General features: G+C 72.3%; 15 protein-coding genes and 1 pseudogene. 14 read left to right on the forward strand and 2 right to left on the reverse strand.

Going from position 1 to position 22,156, the window contains the following annotated elements; all coding sequences use genetic code 11:
- Nucleotides 1-125: 125 nt before the first annotated feature.
- Entirely contained in the window at nt 126-1,370 is a 1,245-nt protein-coding gene (locus ACFXPL_RS20115; protein WP_384920959.1) for an extracellular solute-binding protein, read from the reverse strand.
- 198 nt (nt 1,371-1,568) lie between these two features.
- Nucleotides 1,569-2,618, reverse strand: coding sequence for a LacI family DNA-binding transcriptional regulator (locus ACFXPL_RS20120; RefSeq protein WP_384920962.1), 1,050 nt, complete (start codon nt 2,616-2,618; stop codon nt 1,569-1,571).
- 286 nt (nt 2,619-2,904) lie between these two features.
- Between ACFXPL_RS20120 and ACFXPL_RS20125 the strand changes: the two genes are divergently transcribed.
- From ACFXPL_RS20125 to ACFXPL_RS20190, 14 genes and pseudogenes are all read left to right on the forward strand, one after another.
- A complete protein-coding gene (locus ACFXPL_RS20125; protein ID WP_384920964.1) occupies nt 2,905-5,052 on the forward strand; it encodes a glycogen debranching N-terminal domain-containing protein in 2,148 nt (715 codons plus the stop codon).
- Between the two features lie 274 nt (nt 5,053-5,326).
- Nucleotides 5,327-5,731: a cell division protein SepF gene (locus ACFXPL_RS20130; RefSeq protein WP_384920966.1), complete on the forward strand. Its 405-nt coding sequence runs from the start codon at nt 5,327-5,329 to the stop codon at nt 5,729-5,731.
- A 69-nt stretch (nt 5,732-5,800) separates the two neighbouring features.
- Entirely contained in the window at nt 5,801-6,145 is a 345-nt protein-coding gene (locus tag ACFXPL_RS20135) for a nucleotide pyrophosphohydrolase (protein ID WP_384920969.1), read from the forward strand.
- A gap of 150 nt (nt 6,146-6,295) precedes the next feature.
- Nucleotides 6,296-6,793: pseudogene (locus tag ACFXPL_RS20140) on the forward strand (DUF6099 family protein); the annotation flags it as partial.
- 330 nt (nt 6,794-7,123) lie between these two features.
- Nucleotides 7,124-8,047, forward strand: coding sequence for an LLM class F420-dependent oxidoreductase (locus ACFXPL_RS20145; RefSeq protein WP_384920973.1), 924 nt, complete (start codon nt 7,124-7,126; stop codon nt 8,045-8,047).
- Nucleotides 8,048-8,225: 178 nt separating this feature from the next.
- Nucleotides 8,226-9,128 carry a homocysteine S-methyltransferase gene (gene mmuM, locus ACFXPL_RS20150; RefSeq protein ID WP_384920976.1) on the forward strand — a complete coding sequence of 301 codons (903 nt, stop codon included), beginning with the start codon at nt 8,226-8,228 and terminating at the stop codon, nt 9,126-9,128.
- A 144-nt stretch (nt 9,129-9,272) separates the two neighbouring features.
- On the forward strand, nt 9,273-10,796 hold the full coding sequence (locus tag ACFXPL_RS20155; RefSeq protein WP_384920979.1) for a 3' terminal RNA ribose 2'-O-methyltransferase Hen1: 1,524 nt from the start codon (nt 9,273-9,275) through the stop codon (nt 10,794-10,796).
- Between the two features lie 83 nt (nt 10,797-10,879).
- The gene (locus ACFXPL_RS20160; protein WP_384921129.1) at nt 10,880-13,426 is read left to right on the forward strand and encodes a polynucleotide kinase-phosphatase; all 2,547 of its coding nucleotides are present in this window, start codon (nt 10,880-10,882) and stop codon (nt 13,424-13,426) included.
- A 343-nt stretch (nt 13,427-13,769) separates the two neighbouring features.
- Complete coding sequence (locus ACFXPL_RS20165) at nt 13,770-14,501, forward strand: Crp/Fnr family transcriptional regulator (RefSeq protein WP_384920981.1); 732 nt, start codon at nt 13,770-13,772, stop codon at nt 14,499-14,501.
- A 65-nt stretch (nt 14,502-14,566) separates the two neighbouring features.
- Nucleotides 14,567-15,394, forward strand: coding sequence for a hypothetical protein (locus ACFXPL_RS20170; RefSeq protein WP_384920984.1), 828 nt, complete (start codon nt 14,567-14,569; stop codon nt 15,392-15,394).
- Nucleotides 15,391-17,736 (forward strand): hypothetical protein, encoded by a 2,346-nt coding sequence (locus tag ACFXPL_RS20175; RefSeq protein WP_384920987.1) that lies wholly within the window; start codon nt 15,391-15,393, stop codon nt 17,734-17,736. The genes ACFXPL_RS20170 and ACFXPL_RS20175 overlap by 4 nt, the downstream gene beginning before the upstream one ends.
- Nucleotides 17,733-19,121: a hypothetical protein gene (locus tag ACFXPL_RS20180; RefSeq protein WP_384920989.1), complete on the forward strand. Its 1,389-nt coding sequence runs from the start codon at nt 17,733-17,735 to the stop codon at nt 19,119-19,121. The genes ACFXPL_RS20175 and ACFXPL_RS20180 overlap by 4 nt, the downstream gene beginning before the upstream one ends.
- A complete protein-coding gene (locus tag ACFXPL_RS20185; protein ID WP_384920992.1) occupies nt 19,118-19,624 on the forward strand; it encodes a Pycsar system effector family protein in 507 nt (168 codons plus the stop codon). Before ACFXPL_RS20180 ends, ACFXPL_RS20185 begins: the two co-directional genes overlap by 4 nt.
- A 12-nt stretch (nt 19,625-19,636) precedes the next feature.
- Nucleotides 19,637-22,129: a VWA domain-containing protein gene (locus ACFXPL_RS20190; protein ID WP_384920995.1), complete on the forward strand. Its 2,493-nt coding sequence runs from the start codon at nt 19,637-19,639 to the stop codon at nt 22,127-22,129.
- Nucleotides 22,130-22,156 lie beyond the last annotated feature (27 nt).

Consider the following 22,156-nt stretch of genomic DNA (forward strand, 5'->3'; position numbering starts at 1 on the left):
GCGCGGCCCTTCGCGGTCGTACCGGCCGCGCCGGGCGGGGCAGGTTCGCCCGGCGCGCCGGCGGCTCGGGGTGCGCGGTCGGCGCGCACCGTACGGCGTGGCGTGGTGCGGAGGGGCATGGTGGCTCAGTTGCCCTTCGCGATCGCCTGTTCGCCGTTGCGCTGGAGGTCGGCGAGGATCTTCTCCGGGTCCGCGGTGCGCAGCGACTGGAGCTCGGTGTTGAACTGGCTGAGGACCTTGTCGAACCCGGCGATGGTCACCGGGCCCTGCGCGTAGGCGCTGCCGTCCACCCACGCCTTGGCCTGGGGCTCCTGCGCGGCGTACGTCTTCAGCGCGCTGGTGCGCGAGGGCATGACACCGAACGCGTCGGCGAAGGCCATCTGCTGGTCGGCGGAGGTGAGGTACTTCACCAGGTCGACCCCGGCGTCGCGGTGCGCGCTGTCGGCGGCGACGCCCCAGCAGTTGCTGAAGGCGAGCGTGCCCTGGCCGGCCGGTCCGGTGGGGAGCGGGGCGATGGCGTACTTCACGTCCGGGTAGTCGAGCTTCATCCCGCCGTCGAGCCAGTTGCCCTCGATGGTCATGGCGGCCTTGCCCTTGCCGAGGGCCTCGCCGCCCCAGCTCGTGTCGACCTGCTTGGCGAACTTCATCGAGCCCGACTTGAGGAGGGACTGCACGTAGGTGAGGCCTTCGGCGTTCTCCTTGGAGTCGGCCGTCATCTTCGTCTGCCCGGAGTCGGTGATCCAGCCGCCCGCCTGCTTCATGAAGACGCCGAGGCGCTGGAACTCGTCGCTGGTGACCAGGCCGGTGACGCCGTCGCCGGTGAGCTTGTCGGCGACGGTCTTCAGCTCCGCCCAGCTCTTCGGGTAGTCCTTCTCCGTCAGCCCGGCCTTCTTCCACAGGTCGGTGTTGATGGCGAGCCCGAGCGTGGAGGTGTCCTTGGGCAGGCAGACGAGCTTGTCGTCGTACGAGAAGGACGTGCGGAGCTGCTCCGAGAAGTCGTCCGCGTCGGATATCTGATCCCCGTAGGGGTACAGCGAGCCGCCCTTGGCGTAGTTCGCGAACTGGTCGGAGTTGACGTAGAAGACGTCCGGCGGCTTGTGCCCGGCGAACGACTGGGCGAGCTGCTGGTTCATGTCCTTGGCGACCTGGACGTCGACCGTGTTGCCGGACTTCTTGGCGTACGCCGCGGCGGCCTTCTTGACGGCCTGGGTCTCGGCGTCCCCGGACGTGGCGATCAGTACGGTCAGGTTCTGCTTGGCGGTGGTGGCCTGGGCCGGTTCCTTGTCCTTGTCGAAACTGGACGAGCAGCCGGTGGCGGTCAGCAGCGCCGCGCAGGTGACGAGGGCGGCGACGGCCGTGCGGGTGACCATGTATTCCTCCAGAAAAGATGAAATGTGCGGCACACGTTCGGATACGGGCCCGGGGCCGCCCGGCGGAGCGGGCGGACCGAGGCCGTACGGGCGTGTGCGGGCGTGCGCGGACATACGGGCGTACGGGGTGTACGGGCGTGGGGGAAAAGGCCCGGGGCGGTAACGGGGCGGGCCCGCCCCGGGGGTTCGGGGCCGGGCTCAGCCGCCCGGTGGGGGCGTGCTGTCCCGGATGACGAGGGACGGTTCGAGCAGGACGCGCTCGGGCGGCGCGTCGGGAGCCGCCAGCCGGGCCAGCAGCAGCCGGACGCACTCGCGCCCGACGGCCTCCAGGGGCTGGGCGATCGTGGAGAGTCCGGGGGAGAGGAGCGCGGCGGTCGGCGAGTCGTCGAAGCCGACGACGGCCACGTCCCGGCCTGGCGCGGTGTCCCGTTCGCGCAGCGCCCGGTAGCAGCCGAGCGCGAGCATGTCGCTGGCGGCGATCACGGCGGTCACGCCCGCGTCGAGCAGCGGCTGTACGGCGGTGTGCGCGGAGTCCAGGTCGTCGACGCTCTGCGCGCGCCGGCCGCGTACGGGCAGCCGGTGCCGGCGCATGGCGCGCTGCCACCCCTCGGCGCGGTCGTCGCCGACGCCCGAGCCGCGCGGCCAGCCGAGGAACCCGATCTTCCGGTGGCCCTGGGCCACCAGGTGCTCGACCGCGGCGTCGGTGCCCGACGCGCCGTCGACGTCCGCCCAGTCACCGATCTGCCGGCCCGACCACATCCGGCCGAACCCCACGAACGGCACACCGCGCTTGGCCAGCCACGCCTGGCGCGGGTCGCCGCGGTCGGTGCCGCTCAGCACGAAACCGTCGACGCTGTGCAGGTCGAGCAGTTCCTCGTGACCGTCGAGTCCCGGGCTGCCGGGCGGTGAGGCGAAGAGCAGGATCCGGTAGCCGGCCTCGTCCGCGGCCTGCGACAGGGCGTGCAGGAAGCGGTCCATGACCGGGGCGGTGATACCGGGGGCGGTGGGGCGGATGCCGTACCCGATGAGCTTGCTGGAGCGGGTGCGCAGTGTCTGCGCGGCCCGGTGCGGGCGGTAGCCCATCGCGTCGACGGTGGCGCGGACCCGTTGCAGGGTCTCGGTCCTGAGCAGTCCCGGTGCGTTGAGGGCGTTCGAGACGGTCTGCGGGGAGACCCCGGCCCGCCGCGCCACCATGGCCAGGGTCACGGGACCCGGCTTGGACGAAGGGGGCTGGGTGGAGCGGGGCATGGCTGTCTCCGGAACCGTTCTCACGCATCGACGGGTGAATCTGGCGGGTGGATCTGTGGACCTGGTGCTCTGGTGATCGGTGGGTCTGCTGAGCGGTGGGGCTGTGGAGCGGTGGGTCTGCGGATCTTCTTCGGTGGGTCTGAGGATCTTCTGATGACTGTACGAGTTGATTGGAGCGTTCCAATGCCATTGTCAACGAGCTGAAGTCGTCGTTAGGGTTCTTGGAACGCTCCAATGACTGAGAGGTTCTGCTCTGTTGTCCACCACTGTCAAGACCCACGACACTATGAACTCCGTCGCAGAGGCCATTCCGGCGGCCGAGGGACTGCAGCCGTTCCTGCACGACGCCTGTGTCACGCTGTACGCGCCGAGCTTCGCGATATCCCACGCGGACGGGCAGTTCCACAGCGGTGCCGACGGCTTCTACCACGGCGACAGCAGAGCCCTCGCCCGGCTGACCGTCGAGGCCGACGGCATCGGGATCGCGCCCGTACGGGGCGCCCTCGAAGGAGCGGACCGCGCCTCCTTCCGCGGGGTGCTGCGCGGCCTGGGCGAGGAGACCGCGGACCCCGCGGTCACCCTGCGACGGCGCCGCCGTGTCACCCCCGGCCGCCTGGAGGAGACCCTCGAACTCACCAACGCGGGGCGGCAGCACGTCCGCGTCACACTGATCGTCACGGCGGCCACCGACCTCGCCCTCATGGAGCGCGTCAAGCAGGGCGACACGCAGCCCACCCTCGCCGCCACCGCCACGGACGCCGGGCTCGACTGGGCCAGGGACACCTTCTCCGTAACCCTGACCAGCGCCCCGCGGCCGGCCGCCGTCGACGCGGCGACCGGACGGCTGACGTACGACGTGGAGCTGGCGCCCGGCGCCGAATGGACCGCAGTACTGGGCTGCGACGCGGCCCACGAGGACGGCGACCAGTTCCCGGCGCCGACGGCGCGGAGCGTGCCGTGGCGCACGCCGGTGCTGCGCAGCGCCGACCGCCGCTTCGACCAGTGGATCGACCAGTCGGCGGCGGACCTCGACCGGCTGCGGCTCACCGACCCGGTACCGGCGGACGAGGGCGCGACGACCGCCGACTTCGGGCGGCTCACGGCCCCTGGCCGCCCCGCCGACCAGTTCCTGGCCGCAGGAGCCCCCTGGTTCCTCACGCTCTTCGGCCGCGACTCCCTGTGGGCGGCCCGGATGCTGCTGCCGCTGGGCACCGGACTCGCCGCGGGAACGCTCCGTACGCTCGCCCGCCGCCAGGGCGTGCGCACCGACCAGGAGACCGAGGAGCAGCCCGGCAAGATCCTGCACGAAGTGCGCCGCGCCGCCCAGTCGTTCCACGACAGCTTCGCCCTGCCGCCCAGCTACTACGGCACCGTCGACGCCACCCCCCTCTGGATCACACTGCTGCACGACTCCTGGCGCTGGGGGCTCGCCCCCGAGGAGGTCGAGGAGCTGCTGCCGCACGCCGAGGCGGCCCTCGGCTGGATCGGCGACCAGAGCGACGCCGGCGGCGACGGCTTCCTGAAGTACGTCGACAGCACCGGCCGGGGCCTCGCCAACCAGGGCTGGAAGGACTCCGGCGACGCGATCCGGCACCGTGACGGACGCCTCGCCACCTCCCCGATCGCGCTCTGCGAGGTGCAGGCGTACGCGTACGAGGCGGCCCGCGGCGGCGCCGCCCTGCTGCGCGCCTTCGGCCGGCCGGGCGCCGACCGCTGGGAGGAGTGGGCGGAGCGGCTGCGCGACCGGTTCCGCAGCCGCTTCTGGGTGGAGGACGAGCGCGGCCCGTACCCGGCCGTCGCGCTCGACCGGGACGGCCGGCCGGTGGACTCCGTCACCTCCGGCTTCGGCCACCTGCTCGGCACGGGGCTGCTCGACCACGAGGAGAGCGCGCTGCTCGCGGCCCGCATCAGCGGGCCCGGCCTGGACTCCGGGCACGGGCTGCGCACGCTGAGCAGCGACTCCGTGGGGTACAACCCGTACGGCTACCACATCGGTTCGATCTGGCCGCACGACACCGCCATCGCGGTCCACGGGCTGGTCAGGGCCGGATTCCCGGACGCCGCGGCGCCGCTCGCGGCCGGGCTGCTGACCGCGTCGGCGGGCTTCGACGCGCGGCTGCCCGAGCTGTTCGCCGGGCACGGCGCGGCGATCGACCCGGTCCCGTCGCCGTATCCGGCGTCCTGCCGTCCGCAGGCCTGGGCGGCGGCCTCGTCCGTACTCGTCCTCCAGTCCGCGCTGGGGCTCGCCGCCGATGTCCCGAACGGCACCCTGACCGTGGCGCCCACGTTCACGGAGGCGTACCGGCCGCTGAAGGTCGAGGGGTTCGACGTCGCGGGCGGCCGGCTCGATATCGCCGTCGACGCGGACGGTACGGCGCACATCGAGGCGCCCGCCGGCCTTGAGGTCAGGAGGGAGCAGCTGCCGTCCCGTTGAGACGAGGGCGCGCTCGATGTGAGGATGGGGCCCCGGAGGGTACGGGGGCGGGGTCCATCCCGTCGGCCATGTCCGCTACGGTCGTTTCCGCTCGGCCATGTCCGTCCGGTCGACGTCCGCCCGGTCGACGTCCGCCCGGTCGACGTCCGCTCGGTCATGTCCGGGGGGAGCCGATCGTCACATAGCCGTACACAGCCGTGTCGTTGATGGGCCGAACGGGTGATACGCGGGAGGATGACCTGATGCAGACAGAGCGTGCGGGCAGGGTGGTCCGGTGAGCAGGTACGGCCGTTACGACGGGTATGACGCCACCGACGAACAGTGGGAGGGCCTCGCCCAGGTCGTCCCGTTGCGGGGCCGCAACGAGTGGCCCTCACGGGTGGACCACACGACCGTCCCCCGCGAACCCGTCGAGCAGCACCGGCGTTTCATCGTGCTGCGGGTGCAGGTGTTCGCGGACGCGCGGGAGGTGGCCGACCATCTCATCGCCCGGATCCCGGTGCTGCTGGACCTGACCAGCGCCGAGGCCGATGTGGCCAAGCGCATCCTCGACTTCAGCAGCGGGGTGGTCTTCGGCCTGGGCAGCGGGATGCACCGGGTCGACAAGAACGTCTTCCTGCTGGCCCCGATCGGCACGGAGGTCGAGGGGATCGCGGCGGACACCGTCCCGCGATCGTAGGAAGGTCCCACGGCGTACGGAGTCGTCGGCCCGGCCCGGCGCGGGTGTGACGGTGGTAGACCTGGAGCCGTGACCGAACTCGACGTGGCGGAACTGCAGCGGAGGCTGGCCGCGTTCGCGGCGGCGCGGGACTGGGAGCCGTACCACACCCCCAAGAACCTGGCGGCGGCGCTGAGCGTCGAGGCGTCGGAACTGCTGGAGATCTTCCAGTGGCTGACGCCCGAGGAGTCGGCGCGGGTGATGGCGGACCCGGAGACGGCCCACCGGGTGAGGGACGAGGTCGCGGACGTGCTCGCGTATCTCCTCCAGTTCTGCGGAGTGCTGGGTGTCGACCCCCTCGCGGCGCTCGCCGCGAAGGTGGAGCGGAATGAGGTCCGCTTCCCGCCCAAGAGACCTGTCGATCATGACGATTGAGGGCGATTGTCACTCTCCGGAGTGGCCAGGTTATGCACAACGAGCCTGCTGTCCACAGATTTCCGCAATGCTCTAGCTTTTCTGCTCCGATGCGCTCACTCTGGGTAGTGGAGTTCATGGGCAGGATTCTCGCGGGAATGGGGACTGCGGATGGATGCGGAACGGCTCATCGGCGTGAGCCGGCATGCCCTGGCGGCGAGCGCGCAGGAAGTGGACGTCATCGCGGAGGCGTGGCAGGCACAGGCCCTCGCCCAGGCGGTCGGCCATCAGCTGGTGTTGAGGGGCCCGAAGGAACTGAGAGGCGAGGCGCGGGATCTGCGCGATCTGCGGGAGTTGTACGGGGCGGACGGGGGCGGCGGCGTCCCGCCGGAGATACCGGGGCTCGGCGTCGGAGCGATACGGGCGCTTCAGCTCTCGGGGGTACGGGACGTGCGGGCGGCGCTGACCGGGCTCGGCGCGTTACTGGGTGAGGTGGGCATCGCGCTGGTCGCGGTGGCGTGTGCGACGGAGGAGGAGGCTCTGTACTGGCAGTGCATCGAAGCGATCGACGCGGCGGACGAGTCGAACGACCGGGTGGGTGGGATGCTGCGGCGGCTCCTCACGCAGGAGCGTGAGAGGGAACGGGTGAAGGAGCGGGAGCGGGACCGGGAGGAGGAACGGGTGTGGCCGAGCGAGTGGCGGCGCGAGCGGGGGTGGGACGGCCTGCCGGCCGGCGGCCGTGACCGGGGACGTACCGGGGACCACATCCCGGACCGTGTGCCGGATCACATCCCGGACCGCGTCCCGGACCGCGTCCCGGACCGCGTCCCGGACTGTGTGCCGGACCGCGTCGGGGACCGGGGCGCGGACCACAGCGGCGACCACGGGCGGGGGCGCGGCAGAGGGCGCGGCAGGGAGGAGGCGGCCGACTCGCCGGTGGGGCCCCTCTGACAGGGGACACCGGGGAGGGCACCGCGCGCGAAGGTGCAGGATGGAGCCATGGATCTGCGCATCTTCACCGAGCCCCAGCAAGGGGCGAGCTACGACACACTGCTGACCGTGGCCAAGGCCACCGAGGATCTGGGCTTCGACGCCTTCTTCCGGTCCGACCACTATCTGCGGATGGGTTCCGCGGACGGTCTTCCCGGGCCGACGGACGCCTGGATCACCCTGGCCGGGCTGGCCCGGGAGACCAAGCGGATCCGGCTGGGCACGTTGATGACGGCCGGGACGTTCCGGCTCCCGGGCGTCCTGGCCATCCAGGTCGCCCAGGTCGACCAGATGTCCGGCGGCCGGGTCGAACTGGGCCTGGGCGCCGGCTGGTTCGAGGAGGAGCACAAGGCGTACGGGATCCCCTTCCCCAAGGAGAAGTTCGCCCGGCTGGAGGAGCAGCTCGCCATCGTGACGGGGCTGTGGGCCACCGAGGTCGGCAAGACCTTCTCGTACGACGGCACGTATTACCAGCTCACCGACTCCCCCGCGTTGCCCAAGCCCGCGCAGCGCAAGGTGCCGGTGCTGATCGGCGGACACGGCGCGACGCGCACCCCGCGGCTCACCGCGCAGTACGCCGACGAGTTCAACATCCCGTTCGCCTCGGTCGAGGACACCGAGCGGCAGTTCGGCCGGGTGCGGGCAGCGGCTGAGAAGGAGGGGCGCGCCGCGGACGACCTGGTGTATTCGAACGCGCTGGTCGTGTGCGTGGGCAAGGACGACGCGGAGGTGGCCCGCCGGGCCGCCGCTCTCGGCAGGGAGGTGGAGGAGCTCAAGGCGAACGGACTGGCGGGCTCGCCCGCTGAGGTGGTCGACAAGATCGGACGGTACGCCGCCGTCGGTTCCTCGCGGATCTACCTCCAGGTGATGGATCTGGACGATCTCGACCATCTGGAACTGATCTCCTCACAGGTCCAGTCGCAGTTGAGCTGAACCACCCGCACGCGCCGGTGCGCCCGCCCGGGGCCGCCCCGACGGGTACCACCCGGCCGGGGGCACCGGGTCGGGTACCACCCGGCCAGGGGCACCTGTCCTGAGGTCACCCGGCCGGGGCCCGGCCGGCCCGCCCGATACCGCTGAGCGTCCGACGCCCCTGAGCTCTGGAGCCACCGTGAAGCCCGCCCGCACCCTCGCCGCCGCCCTCGCCGAGGGGACCGTCGTCCTCGACGGTGGTCTCTCCAACCAGCTCGGGGCGCAGGACTGCGACCTGTCCGACGGGCTGTGGTCGGCGAGGCTCCTCGTCGACAGCCCCGAACAGATCGAGGCCGCCCACGCGGCGTATGTGCGCGCGGGCGCGCAGGTGCTCATCACCGCCAGCTATCAGGCGACGTACGAGGGGTTCGCGCGGCGCGGTGTGGGCCGGGACGAGGCGAGCGCGCTGCTGAGCCGCAGCGTGGAGTTGGCGCGCCACGCGGCCGAGGTGGAGCCGCGTGAGGTGTGGGTGGCCGCCTCGGTCGGCCCGTACGGCGCGATGCTCGCGGACGGCAGCGAGTACCGCGGGCGGTACGGGCTGTCGGTGGCGGAGCTGGAGCGCTTCCACCGGCCGAGGATCGAAACCCTCGCGGCGGCCGGCGCCGATGTACTGGCGTTGGAGACGGTGCCGGACTCCGAAGAGGCGGAGGCGCTGCTGCGCGCGGTCGAGGGGTGCGGGGTGCCGGTGTGGCTCTCGTACTCCATCGCGGGGGAGCGCACCCGGGCCGGTCAGCCGCTCGCCGACGCCTTCGCCCTGGCCGCCGGGAACGCGTCGGTGATCGCGGTGGGCGTCAACTGCTGCGAGCCGGGGGACACGGACCGCGCCGTGGAGATCGCCGCCGAGGTGACGGGCAAGCCCGTCGTCGTCTATCCGAACAGCGGAGAGGAGTGGGACGCCGTCGCGCGGGACTGGCGTGGAACCCCGGCGTTCGACCCCTCCCGGGTGCGCTCCTGGCAGGCGGCGGGCGCGCGGCTGGTGGGCGGGTGCTGCCGGGTCGGCCCGGCGGAGATCACCGAACTCGCCGGCGCCACCGGACGCTGACGCCACTGCCACTGCCACTGCCACTGCCACTGCCACTGCCACTGCCACGGCGCCGGCGCCGGCGGTGGGGACGGCGGTGGGGACGGCGGCGCCCGCGGTGAAAACCCCTCGTGGTGGCGGGCCGACCGGGCAATACTCGATCAGGTGTTCCTGACGATCAGTACCACCGGCACTCCAGAACGTCCTGCGACGGACCTCGGATTTCTGCTGCACAAGCATCCCGACCGGACGCAGACGTTCTCCACGTCACATGGCACCGCCCATGTGCTCTATCCCGAGGCATCCGCCGAGCGCTGCACGGCGGCGCTGCTGCTGGAGATCGATCCGGTGGCCCTGATCCGGCGGGGCAAGGGGAAGGGGCGGGGCGGCGCCCCCGACGCGGCGCTCGCGCAGTACGTCAACGACCGCCCCTACGCGGCCTCTTCCCTGCTCGCGGTCGCACTGGCCACGGTGTTCAAGAGCGCGTCGCGCGGCGTCTGCGCCGCGCGGCCCGAGCGGGCCGCGAGCCCGCTGCCGCTGCGGATCGAGATCCCCGCGGTGCCCGCGCGCGGCGGCGCCGAGCTGGTCGGCAAGCTCTTCGGACCGCTGGGCTGGGCCTCGGTGGAGGCGCGCCCGGTGGTGCTGGACGAGCGGTTCCCGCAGTGGGGCGACTCCCGTTACGTACAGCTCGTCCTGGCGGGCGAACTGCGGCTCGCCGACGCGCTGCGCCAGCTCTACGTACTGCTGCCGGTGCTCGACGACGCAAAGCACTACTGGGTCGCGCCCGACGAGGTCGACAAGCTGCTGCGGGCGGGCGAGGGCTGGCTGGCCGGCCACCCGGAGCAGAAGCTGATCACCAGCCGCTATCTCGCCCGCCGTTGGGGGCTGACCCGGGAGGCCATGAACCGGCTCGAACTGGTCAGGCTCGCCGAGACCGACGACATCGAGGTCGAGGCCATCGACAACGCGGTCGAGGTGGAGGCACCCGCCGAAGCCGAAGCCGGTGGCGATGTCGCGCAGGCGAAGACGCCCACGCTCGCCGAGCTGCGACGCGGCGCGATCCTGGCCGCGCTCCGCGACGCGGGCGCGAGCACGGTGCTCGACCTGGGGTGCGGCCAGGGGCAGCTCGTCCAGGCGCTGCTGAAGGACGCGCGGTTCACCCGTGTGGTCGGCGTGGACGTGTCCGTACGGGCGCTGGCCATCGCCGCGCGCCGGCTCAAGCTGGACCGCATGGGGGAGCGCCAGGCCGACCGCGTCTCGCTCGTCCAGGGCGCGCTCACGTACACCGACAAGCGGATCGAGGGGTACGACGCGGCCGTGCTGAGCGAGGTCGTCGAGCATGTCGACCCGCCGCGACTGCCCGCGCTGGAGTACGCGGTGTTCGCCGTGGCCCGGCCGCGCACGGTCCTCGTCACCACACCGAACGCCGAGTACAACGTGCGCTGGGAGACCCTTCCCGCCGGTCACGTGCGCCACAGCGACCACCGCTTCGAGTGGACCCGGGCGGAGTTCCGGGCCTGGGCCGAGGAGGTGGGACGGCGCCACGGCTACGGGGTGACCCATGTCCCCGTCGGGGACGACGACCCGGAGGTGGGGCCGCCCACGCAGATGGCCGTCTTCGTCGCGAGCGGGACCGACGCGACGAGCGCGACGAGCGAGGCGGACGAGAAGGAGGGGAAGACCGGATGACCGGCGAGAACGACAGGCCCGTCGAGAACGAGAGCGGGAACATGAGCGACTGTGAGAACGGGAACGGGAACGGAGGCGGGACGATGACCACCGACGGCACCCGCGCGCCCCGCCTCCTCCCCGTACCCGACCTCTCCCTCGTGGTGCTGATCGGGGCCACCGGATCCGGCAAGTCCACCTTCGCCCGCACCCGGTTCAAGCCCACCGAGGTCGTCTCCTCGGACTTCTGCCGCGGCCTGGTCGCCGACGACGAGAACGACCAGAGCGCGAGCGGCGACGCCTTCGACGTACTCCACTACATCGTCGGCAAGCGCCTCGCGGCCGGCCGGCTCACCGTCGTCGACGCCACGAACGTGCAGGCCGACAGCCGCAGACAGCTCGTACGGCTCGCCCGCGAGCACGATGTGCTGCCCGTCGCGATCGTGCTCGACCTGCCGGAAGAGGTGTGCGCCGCACGCAACGCGGCCCGCCCCGAGCGTGCCGGGATGCCCCGCCGGGTGATCAGGCGTCACCGCGGCGAGCTGCGCCGCTCGCTGCGCGGACTGGAGCGGGAGGGCTTCCGCAAGGTGCACGTCCTGCGCGGCGAGCGGGAGGTGGAGGGCGCCGGGATCGTCCTCGAACGCCGTTACAACGACCTCCGCCACCTCACAGGACCCTTCGACATCATCGGTGACATCCACGGCTGCCGCTCGGAGCTGGAGACCCTGCTCGGCCGGCTCGGTTACGTCGACGGAGCGCACCCGGACGGGCGTACGGCCGTCTTCGTCGGCGACCTGGTCGACCGGGGCCCCGACAGCCCCGGGGTGCTGCGCCGGGTGATGGGCATGGTCGAGGCCGGCAGCGCCCTGTGCGTACCGGGAAACCACGAGAACAAGCTCGGACGCTGGCTCAAGGGCAGAAAGGTCCAGCTCACACACGGACTCGCCGAGACCGTCGAGCAGTTGGGAAAGGAGGACGACGCGTTCCGCGCGCGGGTCGGGGAGTTCATCGACGGGCTCGTCAGCCACTACGTACTGGACGGCGGCCGGCTGGTGGTCTGCCACGCCGGGCTGCCCGAGAAGTACCACGGCCGCACCTCGGGCCGGGTCCGCTCGCACGCCCTGTACGGCGACACCACGGGCGAGACCGACGAGTTCGGCCTGCCCGTGCGCTACCCGTGGGCGGAGGACTACCGGGGCCGGGCTGCCGTCGTCTACGGCCACACCCCCGTACCGAGCACCTCGTGGCTCAACAACACGATCTGCCTGGACACCGGAGCGGTCTTCGGCGGCAGGATGACCGCGCTGCGCTGGCCCGAGCGCGAGCTGGTCGACGTACCGGCCGAGCGGGTCTGGTACGAGCCGGCCAAGCCGCTGACCACCGAGGCGCCCGGCGGCCGGGAGGGCCGGCCGCTCGACCTCGCCGATGTTCAGGGCCGGCGGATCGTGGAGACGCGTCACATGGGCCGCCTGGCGGTGCGCGAGGAGAACGCGGCGGCGGCCCTGGAGGTCATGAGCCGTTTCGCGATCGACCCGCGGCTGCTCGCCTATCTGCCGCCCACCATGGCGCCGACGGCCGTGTCGGACGAGGAGGGCTTTCTGGAGCACCCGGCCGAGGCGTTCGCGCAGTACGCGGCGGACGGCGTCGCGCGGGTCGTGTGCGAGGAGAAGCACATGGGCTCCCGCGCGGTGGTGCTGGTCTGCGAGAACGCGGCCGTGGCCGAGGCACGGTTCGGTGTGCGGGGAGTCACGGGCGCGCTGCACACCCGGACCGGACGGCCGTTCTTCGACGACCCCGCGGTCACCGAGGAGATCCTCGGCCGGCTGCGGACCGCCGTGACCGCCGCCGATCTCTGGCGAGAACTGGACACGGACTGGCTGCTTCTGGACGCCGAGCTGATGCCCTGGTCCCTGAAGGCGACCGGCCTGCTGCGCACCCAGTACGCGGCGGTGGGCGCCGCGGCGGGCGCGGCGTTCCCCGCGGTCACCGGCGCCCTCGAAGCCGCCGTGGCCCGGGGCGTACCGGTGGCCGGGCTGCTGGCGGAGCAGCGCGAACGGGCGGCCGACGCCACCGCGTTCACCGAGGCGTACCGGCGGTACTGCTGGACCACGGACGGTCTGGACGGGGTGCGGCTGGCGCCGTTCCAGCTTCTGGCGGCGCGGGGCCGCAACCTCGCCGGTGTGCCGCACGACGCCCAGTTGGCCTGGCTGGACCGGCTGGTCGAGCACGACCCGGCCGGGCTGCTCCAGGTCACCCGGCGGCTGCTGGTCGACACGGGCGACCCGGACTCGGTGCGCGGCGGTGTGGACTGGTGGCGGGAGATGACGGAGCGCGGCGGCGAGGGCATGGTCGTCAAGCCGCTCCAGGCGCTGGTCAAGGACGCCAAGGGGCGGCTGGTCCAGCCGGGGATCAAGGTCCGGGGCCGCGAGTATTTGCGGATCATCTACGGTCCCGAGTACACCCGGCCGGAGAACCTGACGCGGCTGCGCGGCCGGTTCCTCGGACACAAGCGTTCCCTGGCGCTGAGGGAGTACGCCCTCGGCCTTGAGGCCCTGGACCGGCTGGCCGACGGTGAACCGCTGTGGCGGATCCACGAAGCGGTCTTCGCGGTGCTGGCCCTGGAGTCGGAACCGGTGGACCCAAGACTCTGAGCTGCGCCGACGCGAGTTGTCCACAGGTAGGGGGAGGCACTGTCAGTGCCTCCCCCTACGGTGTTTTCCAGGCACGGAGACGAACGCGGGACCAACACGCTTACCACGTTTGCCACCGTCTTGAAATCGATCCTGCCATTTCACCGGTAACAGGAGGTTTTGAGGAGCATCATGGTCGAGTTGACGAGGCTGTGACGAGGTCCTAACGTTTCGGTCCCTGTCAGTTGATGGGCAGTCAAAAATCTTCCAGCGCAGGAGACTTGGCGCATAACAAGCAACACCATGTGGCGGCTGTTGCCAGTGTGGCGGCTGTCCGGAAAAGGTAATTCTCACGGGGGTGAGTATGAGTCTGTTCGAGCGTAATCGTTCCTTCCTTGATGCCCTCACCCCTCAGGACCGTGGAGCGCTGCTGGCCCTCGGCTCACGCCGGGTCTACGCCCCGGGCGAGGTGATGCTCAGGGAGCGGGACACGACCACCTTCGTCCTCGCTCTGCGCTCGGGCTGGTCTGTCGTCTCCGTCGACACCGACCGGGGCGCCCGGCTCATCCTCGCGCTGCGCGGCGCGGGTGAAGTGGTCGGCGACCTCGCCGCGTTCGACCAGGGTCCGCGCAGCGCGACCGTGACCGCGCTCGGCCGGGTCGAGGCCACGGCTGTCTCCGGCGAGCGGTTCCGCAGCTTCCTCGCCGCACGCCCGCACGCCACCTCACTGATCATGCGCCAGCTCAGCGCCCGGCTGCGCAGCGCCGATGTCGAGCGCCGCTCGCTGGCCTCCGGCTCCGTGCTGCAACGTCTCGCCGCCCGGCTGGTGGAGCTGACGGAACGGGTGGGCCGCACGGGCGGCGACGGCACCGTGGTCGAACTGCCGCTGCCCCAGCACGACCTGGCGGCGGCGATCGGCGCCACCCGGGAGGCCGTCGCCAAGGCGCTGCGCCTGCTGCGGGAGCAGGACGTCGTACGGACGGGCAACCGGCGGCTCACGGTCACGGACATACAGGTGCTGCGGCTGCTCGCCGACGGGCGGCGGTCGCAGCGGCCTCGTGCGCAACGGCCGGAGAAAACTCCTCCGGCTGTGTAAACGGCTACACCGCCCGCCGCCTTTCGCGGCCAGGCTTGATCTGTCACCACGGCACAGGGGGAACAGTGAGCAGTGTGGGAGCGGTCAGCAGACTGGTGGTCTTCGGCGATGTCAGTGGTTCGGGCACGCTGGGGATGGAAGCCAAGAAGCGGATGCGGAACGCCCTGTACGGCGCGTTCGACGAGGCGTTCGCCGCGGTGGACATCGATCCGCGCGGCCGTCACCAGGAGGACCGCGGGGACGGCGTCCTCACCGCGCTCGACCCGGGCACACCGTCGTCCCTGATGGTCGGGGGCTGGCTCGAAGCGCTGTACCAGTACCTGCGCGAGCACAACGCGGGCAGCGCGCGGCGGCTGCGGCTGCGGATCGGGATGAACGCGGGCCCCGTGTTCGACGACGGCCGGGGGCTGGTGGGCCGGGCGGTGGACCTCGCCTGCCGGCTCTGCGACAGCCCGACGGCCAAGCGGACCATGGCCGGCGCCGCCGGCGCCGACCTGCTGCTGGTCGTCTCCGACTGGCTGTACGTGAACGTGGTGGCGGAAGGCGGGCGCCAGGTGGAGCCCGAGCACTACGTGAGGACACGGGTCCGGTTCAAGGAGACGGACGAGACCGCCTGGTTACACATCCCGCGGTTACCCGCGTCCGCGCTCTCCGGCCTGGCCGGGGTGTCCGGGGCGCCCGACGAGGGCGCGCCTCCGGACGGCGGCGGCGCGGCGCGGCAACAGACCGGCGGTGGGCCGACACCGGGGGACGGCCCACCGCCACCTTCCACGGGGAGGGTCATCACCGCCCAGGGTGACCTCCAGTACTTCGAGAACAACGTGATCCACGGATTCACCGGCATCCGCAAGAGCCGGGGCCCCGCCTCCCCGGAGCCGGGTGAGCCCGCGTGAGTGACCAGGACGAGGCGCCGGACGTACCGGACCCGCAGGACGAGTCCGAGGACCGGTCGCCCGAACGGAACGCGGGCGACAAGAAGGCCGACAAGCCCGAGAAGGGCGCCGACCGGCGGGCGCCGGGCGACGGCCCAGAGCCCCCCGAGCCCAACCCCTTCGACCAGGCGGGCCGCAACCCCCTGGGCGGCGCGGGCGGTACGGGCGGCTCCGGTACGGCGCACACGGCCCTCCAGACCTTCGCCGCCGGCAAGACGGGCCGCGCCATCGGCTTCGGTGCCGACGGCCAGTACTACGAAGGCAACACCTTCATCGGCCGGCTCGGCATCGGCGGCGGACACGCCATGGTCCAGGGCCCCGTCCCCGCCGAGGAGCTGACCCGCCTCGCCGGTGTGTACTGCGAGGCCCCGGACTACGAGGAGATGGAGCAGCGGCTGCACAAGCACGGACTGCTGGTGCTCTGCGGGGAGCGGAACAGCGGCCGCACGGCGACCGCGCTCTCCCTGCTCGCGGGCGTGGCGGGGGAGAAGGTGACCCGGCTCGACCCCGGCGTCAAGGTCCACGAGATCGAGGAGATCCAGCCGGGCCACGGCCATCTCCTGGCGGTCGAGTCCGACGACACCGGATGGCAGGAGACGGAGCAGGCGGACGGCCGCGGCAGGACCCGCGTCCGGCGGGCCGGACCGACCGAACTGCACCTCGACGGCCTGCGGAGCAAGCTCGTCAAGGCAGAGGCCTTCGGCGTGCTCGTCGTGGAGAACGGAGAGGTGGCCGACCGGCTGCTGCGCGGCCGGTACGGAGTGGCCTGCTCCTCGCCGCCCGCCGAGAAGGTCCTCCTCCAGCACCTCAAAGTGCTTCTGGAGGACGCACCCGACGGCGCACTGGACGAGGCCCTGGAGTTGGCCGCGGGGCGAGACGTCATCGACGCGCTCGGCCTGGACGCGCTGCGGCCCGGCGAGGCCGCGCGGCTCGCCGACCATCTCGCCCGGCGGCAGAAGGCGGAGCTGTCCCACCGTCAGCTTCTCGCCGACTGCTCGACCTTCGTCGACGCGCAGGCCAGGACCTGGTTCGCGGGCGCGGACCGCCCCGGCACCCTGCCCGAGGCCCTGCCCACCCTGAGCGCCGCCGCGTTCCGTATCGCCGTCGCCGTCTTCAACGGTTCGCCGTACAGCCTCACCGCGGAGGCGGGCGAACAGCTCGCCTGGGAGCTGGCGGTCACGCTCGACCCCGGCACCCCCACGGGCCGCAGGCTGTTCGGCACCCACGCGGCGGTCAGGCCGGTCGCGGCCAGATCCGTGCTCCAGGACGGCGAGCTGGACCTCGGCGACGCCCAGGTGCCGGTGCGGGTCGTCCGCTTCCAGGGCGAGGCCCTCGCGACCGCCGTGCTGCGGGAGGTCTGGCACGGCTACCACAATGTGCGCGGCCCCCTCGTCCGCTGGCTGCGGACCCTGTGCGACGATCCGCGGCCCGTCCTGTGGGTACGGGCGTCCATCGCAGCCGGGGTGCTGTGCTCCTGGGACCTGCCCTACGTGTCGGGCGAGCTGGTCGTGCCCATGGCCGCCGCCGACAGCCCCGTACAGCGGATGTCGGCGGCGACCGCGCTGGCCGAGGCGGCGCGTGAGCCGTCCGTACAGCCGGCGGTCGCCGCCCTGCTCAAGGACTGGACGAAGAGCGGTCACGAGGAGCTGCTGACCACCGCGGTCCTGGCCCACGGCTACGGGATGGCGGCCGGTTCCGTCGCCGCGTCGCTCGACGCCCTGGCCAAGGTGGCCGTCCGCGCGAACGACGACACCGACTCCGCCCACGACACGGACATCCTGTCCGACGCGTCGTTCAGCGTCACCCGGCTGCTGGCGGGACCGGAGCCGGAGACCGTCGTCCACCGTCTCGACGCATGGCTGCGCGACACCAGGCGGGGCCCCGCCAACCTCGCCCTGCTGACGGTGATCCACGCGCTGCGCACCCGTACGACCTTCCTGTGGGGCCTCCAGGACATGACCGCACTCGAAGCGCACGGCAAGCGGATGCTGGTCTCCGCCCTGCTGGAGACCCATCCCGAACTGACCGGACGGCTGGCGTCCCTGGTGCGGCGCGCGCTGGCCGCCGCACGCGCCGGCGCCGCGACCCAGGACGCCCTCGCCCTCCTGCTGCGCCAGGCCGCCGCGGACAGCCACCAGTTGGATCTCGTCTGCCACTTCCTGGTCCGGCTGGCCGAGGGCCGCAGGGATCGCGACCGGCTGCGTCACCTGCTGGCGCGACTGGTCAAGGACCCCGACGAACCGTTGGACAAGACCGCCGCCCGCACGATGTGGGACGCGGTGGGAGAGGGGGCCGGGGCATGAGCCCGTCACCTGACGAAGAGCGAGCCGCGGAGGAGAACCGTGACCGACGTGGCGAACAGCGGTACGCGGAGCGCCGCCCCGAGAACGGGACACCGGACCGGCGAGGCCCGGGGATGACGGAGCAGCCGGTGACCGAGGACGAGGTGGAGCAGTACCGGGACAGCCCCGTGGGCCCGCTGGTACGCGAACGCAGGCCGCCCTACCGGCGCGAGAGCGGCCAGATCGCCGCCGTACTCCTGTACCAGAACGGCGGGCACAGCGTGGTGTGGCCCAACCGCCGGGACGACCACGACAGACCCAGACTCCGGGCCCCGTACACCGTGTTCGAGGTGCTGCTCGGCCGGAACGTGACCTCGTTCGAACTGGCCCTGCCCGCCGCGGGCGACGCCCAGTTCTTCGACGCCAGGGCCGAGGTGCAGTGGGAGGTCGAGGAGCCGCACACAGTCGTCATGAAGCGCGTCTGGGACGTACGCGAACTGCTCCACGGCGAACTCCTCCTCACACTGCGCCAGCTCTCCCGCCGCTTCCGGCTCACGGACGCGCAGCGCGCCGACGAGGCGGTGCAGGAGGAACTGGCCAAGGGCCGTTTCGACCTGGGCCGCGATCTCGGACTGCGGCTGCGTATCCACGTGTTCATCGACCTGAGCGACCTCGTCCGGCAGCGCAAGAGCGAGCGCGACGACATCGACTTCGACATGTCCAGGGACGAGGCACGGGCCGAGGCCGACCGCCGCAAGGAAGCGATGGAGCGCAGGCTCGTCAGGGAGCGTGCCGCCGAACTCGAAGCGGTGCTCCGCCGCGGCCAGGAGGCCGAGATCATCCACCTCATGGCGCGCAACCCCGCCAAGGAGTGGGAGATCCGCGAGGCCATCAGGGAGCAGAAGCGCGAGGGACAGACCGACCTCATCAACCTCTTCAACCGGCTGCTCGACACCGGACACCTCGAACGCCACGACATCGGCGAGCAGATGTTCGAAACGCTGCGGCTGCTCCGTGAGAGCGGAGGAGCGGTGATCGGCGGCGTCGCGGACCAGGTGCTGCTCGGACAGCGGCCGAGGCGCGAGCTGGAGGAGGGCCCCACCGCCCGCCGCCGACGCGAGGAGCCCTACGGAACCGACCGGGCGGACGACAGGGAGGACTTCCCCGACGACAGGCGCGGCGGCTACCGGGACGACCGGGAGAACCGCTACGGGGACGACCGCGGCGAACCGGACCGCCCCCCGTGGGACGACGAACCGCGGGTCTACCGGCCGACCAGGGTGGAGTCGTCCGCGGAACGCGACCGGGACGCGCGCCGCGAGCGCGCCGACCGGGACGACGAGCACGGCAGCACGCGGCGCGGCTCCAGGCCCAGCGCCGACTTCGACGACTGGGGGGACGAATGAGCGGCGGAGTCCCGGCCCTGAGGCCGGACGGATCACCGAGCGCCGACGTCAGGTATCTGGCCGAGCGCCTGGTCGTCTCGGTCCGCGAGGACATCGGCAGGGCCGACACGAAGGCCGCGATACTGCTCTCCGGGGCCATCGCCTTCTGCGCCGTCGCGTTCACCAAGGACGGACTGCACCAGCCCCTCGCCCCGGTGAGGATCTTCCTCCTCTCCGCCGGGGGAGTCCTCTGCGTCGCCGGACTGCTGATGCTCATAGCGGTCGTCCTGCCCCGCACCCGGATAGGGGCGGAGGACACCTTCCTGCACGACCTCCTCGTCGGTACCCCGTCCGACGAACTGCTGGTCCGGCTGAACACGACAGGCGAGGACGTCGTGGGCTGGCTGCTGAGCCAGGCGACCGTGCACGCCGCGGTGCTGGCCGCCAAGTACCGCTGGCTGCGCATGGGGGGCTGCTCCCTGATGCTCGGCGCGGTGCTGGTCCTACTGAGTGAGCTGTGGTGAGAGACGGTGCACATGAGAAACACAACGCGTGCGGCACATCCGGCACATCCGGCCGGAGCGAGACGTCTGGCCGGGGTGCTGCTCGCCCTGGCCGGTCTGATCGCCGTCACCGGGGCGGCCCCGGGCCAGGCCACCGGCGTGCCCGGCCGGATCGGGGCAGTGGCCGAAGGGGCTGACCCGATCGACTTCGCCGTGGTCGTCGACCAGTCGGACAGCCTCTCCGAGGAGGACCTGAACCGTGAGGTGGAGGCCGCGGCGCTGATCGCCCAGGGGGAGATCTCGGACCGCTCACGCGCCACCGTCATCGGCTTCGGCAGCTCCGAGAAGCCCGGCCAGACGCCGGTCGCCGAGGTGTGCCCGCCCACCGTCGTCGACTCCTCAGGGCGCTCGTACCTGAACGGCTGCGTCAAGAAGCTCTCCCGCCGCGACGCCGAAATGGGCCCGGGCACCGACTTCCCGGCGGCCCTGCGCCAGGCACTGACCCGGCTCACCCAGGAGGACGCGCCCGACGCGCCGAAGGTGATCTTCCTGCTCACCGACGGCAAGCTCGACGTCCGGGACAGCCCGGAGTACGGTGCCGACGCGGCCGGCCGCCAGTCCGACGCCGCCCGCCAGCTCACCGAACAGCTCGCCCGCGCCCGCGAGAAGTCCGTACAGATCTGGCCGCTCGGCTTCGGCGACGCCATCGACCGGGACGCGCTCAAGAAGATGGCAGAGGGCGGCTACCGCAACGGCTGCGCCGAACTGCCCTCGGCCACCCCGCGGCTGCGGGTGGTCGACAGCGCCGCCGGGATCGACAAGGCCCTCCAGGAGACCTTCGCCGCCGCCCGCTGCGCCCAGGTCGTCCAGGGCACGGAGGGCAAGCCGCCCGCCGATCTGTACGTGACCATCCCCAAGATCGCCACCGACGGTTCGATCACGGTCAGCAAACACGATCCGAAAGTGAGCGCGACCTACTACGACCCGCACGGCCGGAAGGTCGTCACCGACGGGTCCTTCGACGGCTCGACCTTCGAGATCACCGGTCGGAGCGGGCCGGTCGAGGCGCTGCGGGTGAAGAATCCGCGCCCCGGACGCTGGCGGGTCCATCTCGAAGCGCCGGAGGGGCACCGGGAGCGCGTCGTCGCCGTGCGCGCCATCTGGCAGGGCCGGCTGCGCTCCTCCGTCATCCTCGACCCCGCGTCCCCGCGTCCCGGCGAGAAGACCTCCGTCGAGGTACGGATGCAGACCCGGCGCGGCGTCGTCATCGACGACCCGGACGAACTGAAGGGCATCACGGTCGAGGCCCGGCTCGCGGGCAGCGGCTTCGCACCGGTGTCCGTGCCCCTCATGGACGACGGCAAGGCGCCGGACGCCCACGCGGGCGACGTCCGGTTCACCGGGACGCTGACCGTGCCGTCCACCGCCGACGGCGATCTCGCCCTGACCGCCGAGATGTCGGCGCCCGGTGTCACGGGCGACCACCGGCCGTTCAACGCCCGCATCACCTCGGGGCCTCCGCCGGTCACCGCGGCGCTCACCGTCGAGCGGGACACCGTGCACCCGGGCGGGACGGTCACGGGCCTCCTGAAGGTGGACAACAAGAGCGCGGAGACGCGTACGGTGCGGCTCGCCCTCGCCGATCAGCCGCCCGGCACAGAGCTGACGGTCAGCCCCGCCGAGGTGGAGGTCGCGGCCGGCGCCGGCAGGAGTGTCCCCTTCCGGGTCAGGATCGGCTCCGGCACCGCACCCGGCGAGATCGGCGCCCGGGTCACGGCCGCCGACACCGACGACGGGGGACGCGTCCTGGACAACGCGTTCCTTGAGGTCGACGTCGACCCCGTGCCCACCTGGTGGGACCTGTGGTGGTGGGCCGTCGCTGTGGCGGGCGGCGTGCTGCTGGCCCTCGCCGTGTTCGCGGCGGTGCGGTACGAGGCACGGCGCCGCCGCCGCGATCTCGCCGGTGTGAAGCTGGAGTTGCGGGGCGAGGGGGTCCGGCCCGACGAACTGACGGTACGGGCGGGACAGAGCCCCGGCGGCGAGTTCCACTTCGTGATCGACCGGGCCAGGGGCGCGGCGCCCTCGCTCCAGCGCGGCGGACCGAGCGGGGCCGCCTCCCATCGGCTGCGACGCACCGCGGCCGGGGAGTTCCTGCTCAAGCCGCCGCAGGGCCGGGAGCGCGCGCTGCGGCCTGAGGAGCCCGTGGCGCTGGGCGACGGGCTGGAGCTCGTGGTCCACGACCGGCGTGCCGCCGGCGGCCGGGGACGCGGAGGCCGTGGCCGGCCCGGGGACGGCAGGGGAACCCGTACCCGTACCCATACCGGCGGCAGGGACAGGGACAGGGACAGGGACCGCACCTGGTTCCGGGGCGGGAACAGGGACCGTACCGGAGGCCGGGACGGCGCCCGGGTCAGGCCGCCCCGTACGCCCGCCGGGGGAGACAGCAGACCGCCGGGCGGCGGTGGCGCTCCTTCAGGGGAGGGGGAGCGGCGGGCGGGCGCGAGCCGGTTCGACCCGAATTTCTGAGTTCTGAGTTCTGAGTGACGACGGGCC

The sequence above is a fragment of the Streptomyces sp. NPDC059092 genome, from assembly GCF_042756365.1.
GTDB lineage: Bacteria > Actinomycetota > Actinomycetes > Streptomycetales > Streptomycetaceae > Streptomyces.

Coding starts and splice junctions, on each gene's coding strand:
- ACFXPL_RS20115 (WP_384920959.1), bottom strand. CDS start 1,370: ATGGTCACCCGCACGGCCGTCGCCGCCCTCGTCACCTGCGCGGCGCTG.
- ACFXPL_RS20120 (WP_384920962.1), bottom strand. CDS start 2,618: ATGCCCCGCTCCACCCAGCCCCCTTCGTCCAAGCCGGGTCCCGTGACC.
- ACFXPL_RS20125 (WP_384920964.1), top strand. CDS start 2,905: ATGAACTCCGTCGCAGAGGCCATTCCGGCGGCCGAGGGACTGCAGCCG.
- ACFXPL_RS20145 (WP_384920973.1), top strand. CDS start 7,124: ATGGATCTGCGCATCTTCACCGAGCCCCAGCAAGGGGCGAGCTACGAC.
- ACFXPL_RS20160 (WP_384921129.1), top strand. CDS start 10,880: ATGACCACCGACGGCACCCGCGCGCCCCGCCTCCTCCCCGTACCCGAC.
- ACFXPL_RS20165 (WP_384920981.1), top strand. CDS start 13,770: ATGAGTCTGTTCGAGCGTAATCGTTCCTTCCTTGATGCCCTCACCCCT.
- ACFXPL_RS20180 (WP_384920989.1), top strand. CDS start 17,733: ATGAGCCCGTCACCTGACGAAGAGCGAGCCGCGGAGGAGAACCGTGAC.
- ACFXPL_RS20185 (WP_384920992.1), top strand. CDS start 19,118: ATGAGCGGCGGAGTCCCGGCCCTGAGGCCGGACGGATCACCGAGCGCC.
- ACFXPL_RS20190 (WP_384920995.1), top strand. CDS start 19,637: ATGAGAAACACAACGCGTGCGGCACATCCGGCACATCCGGCCGGAGCG.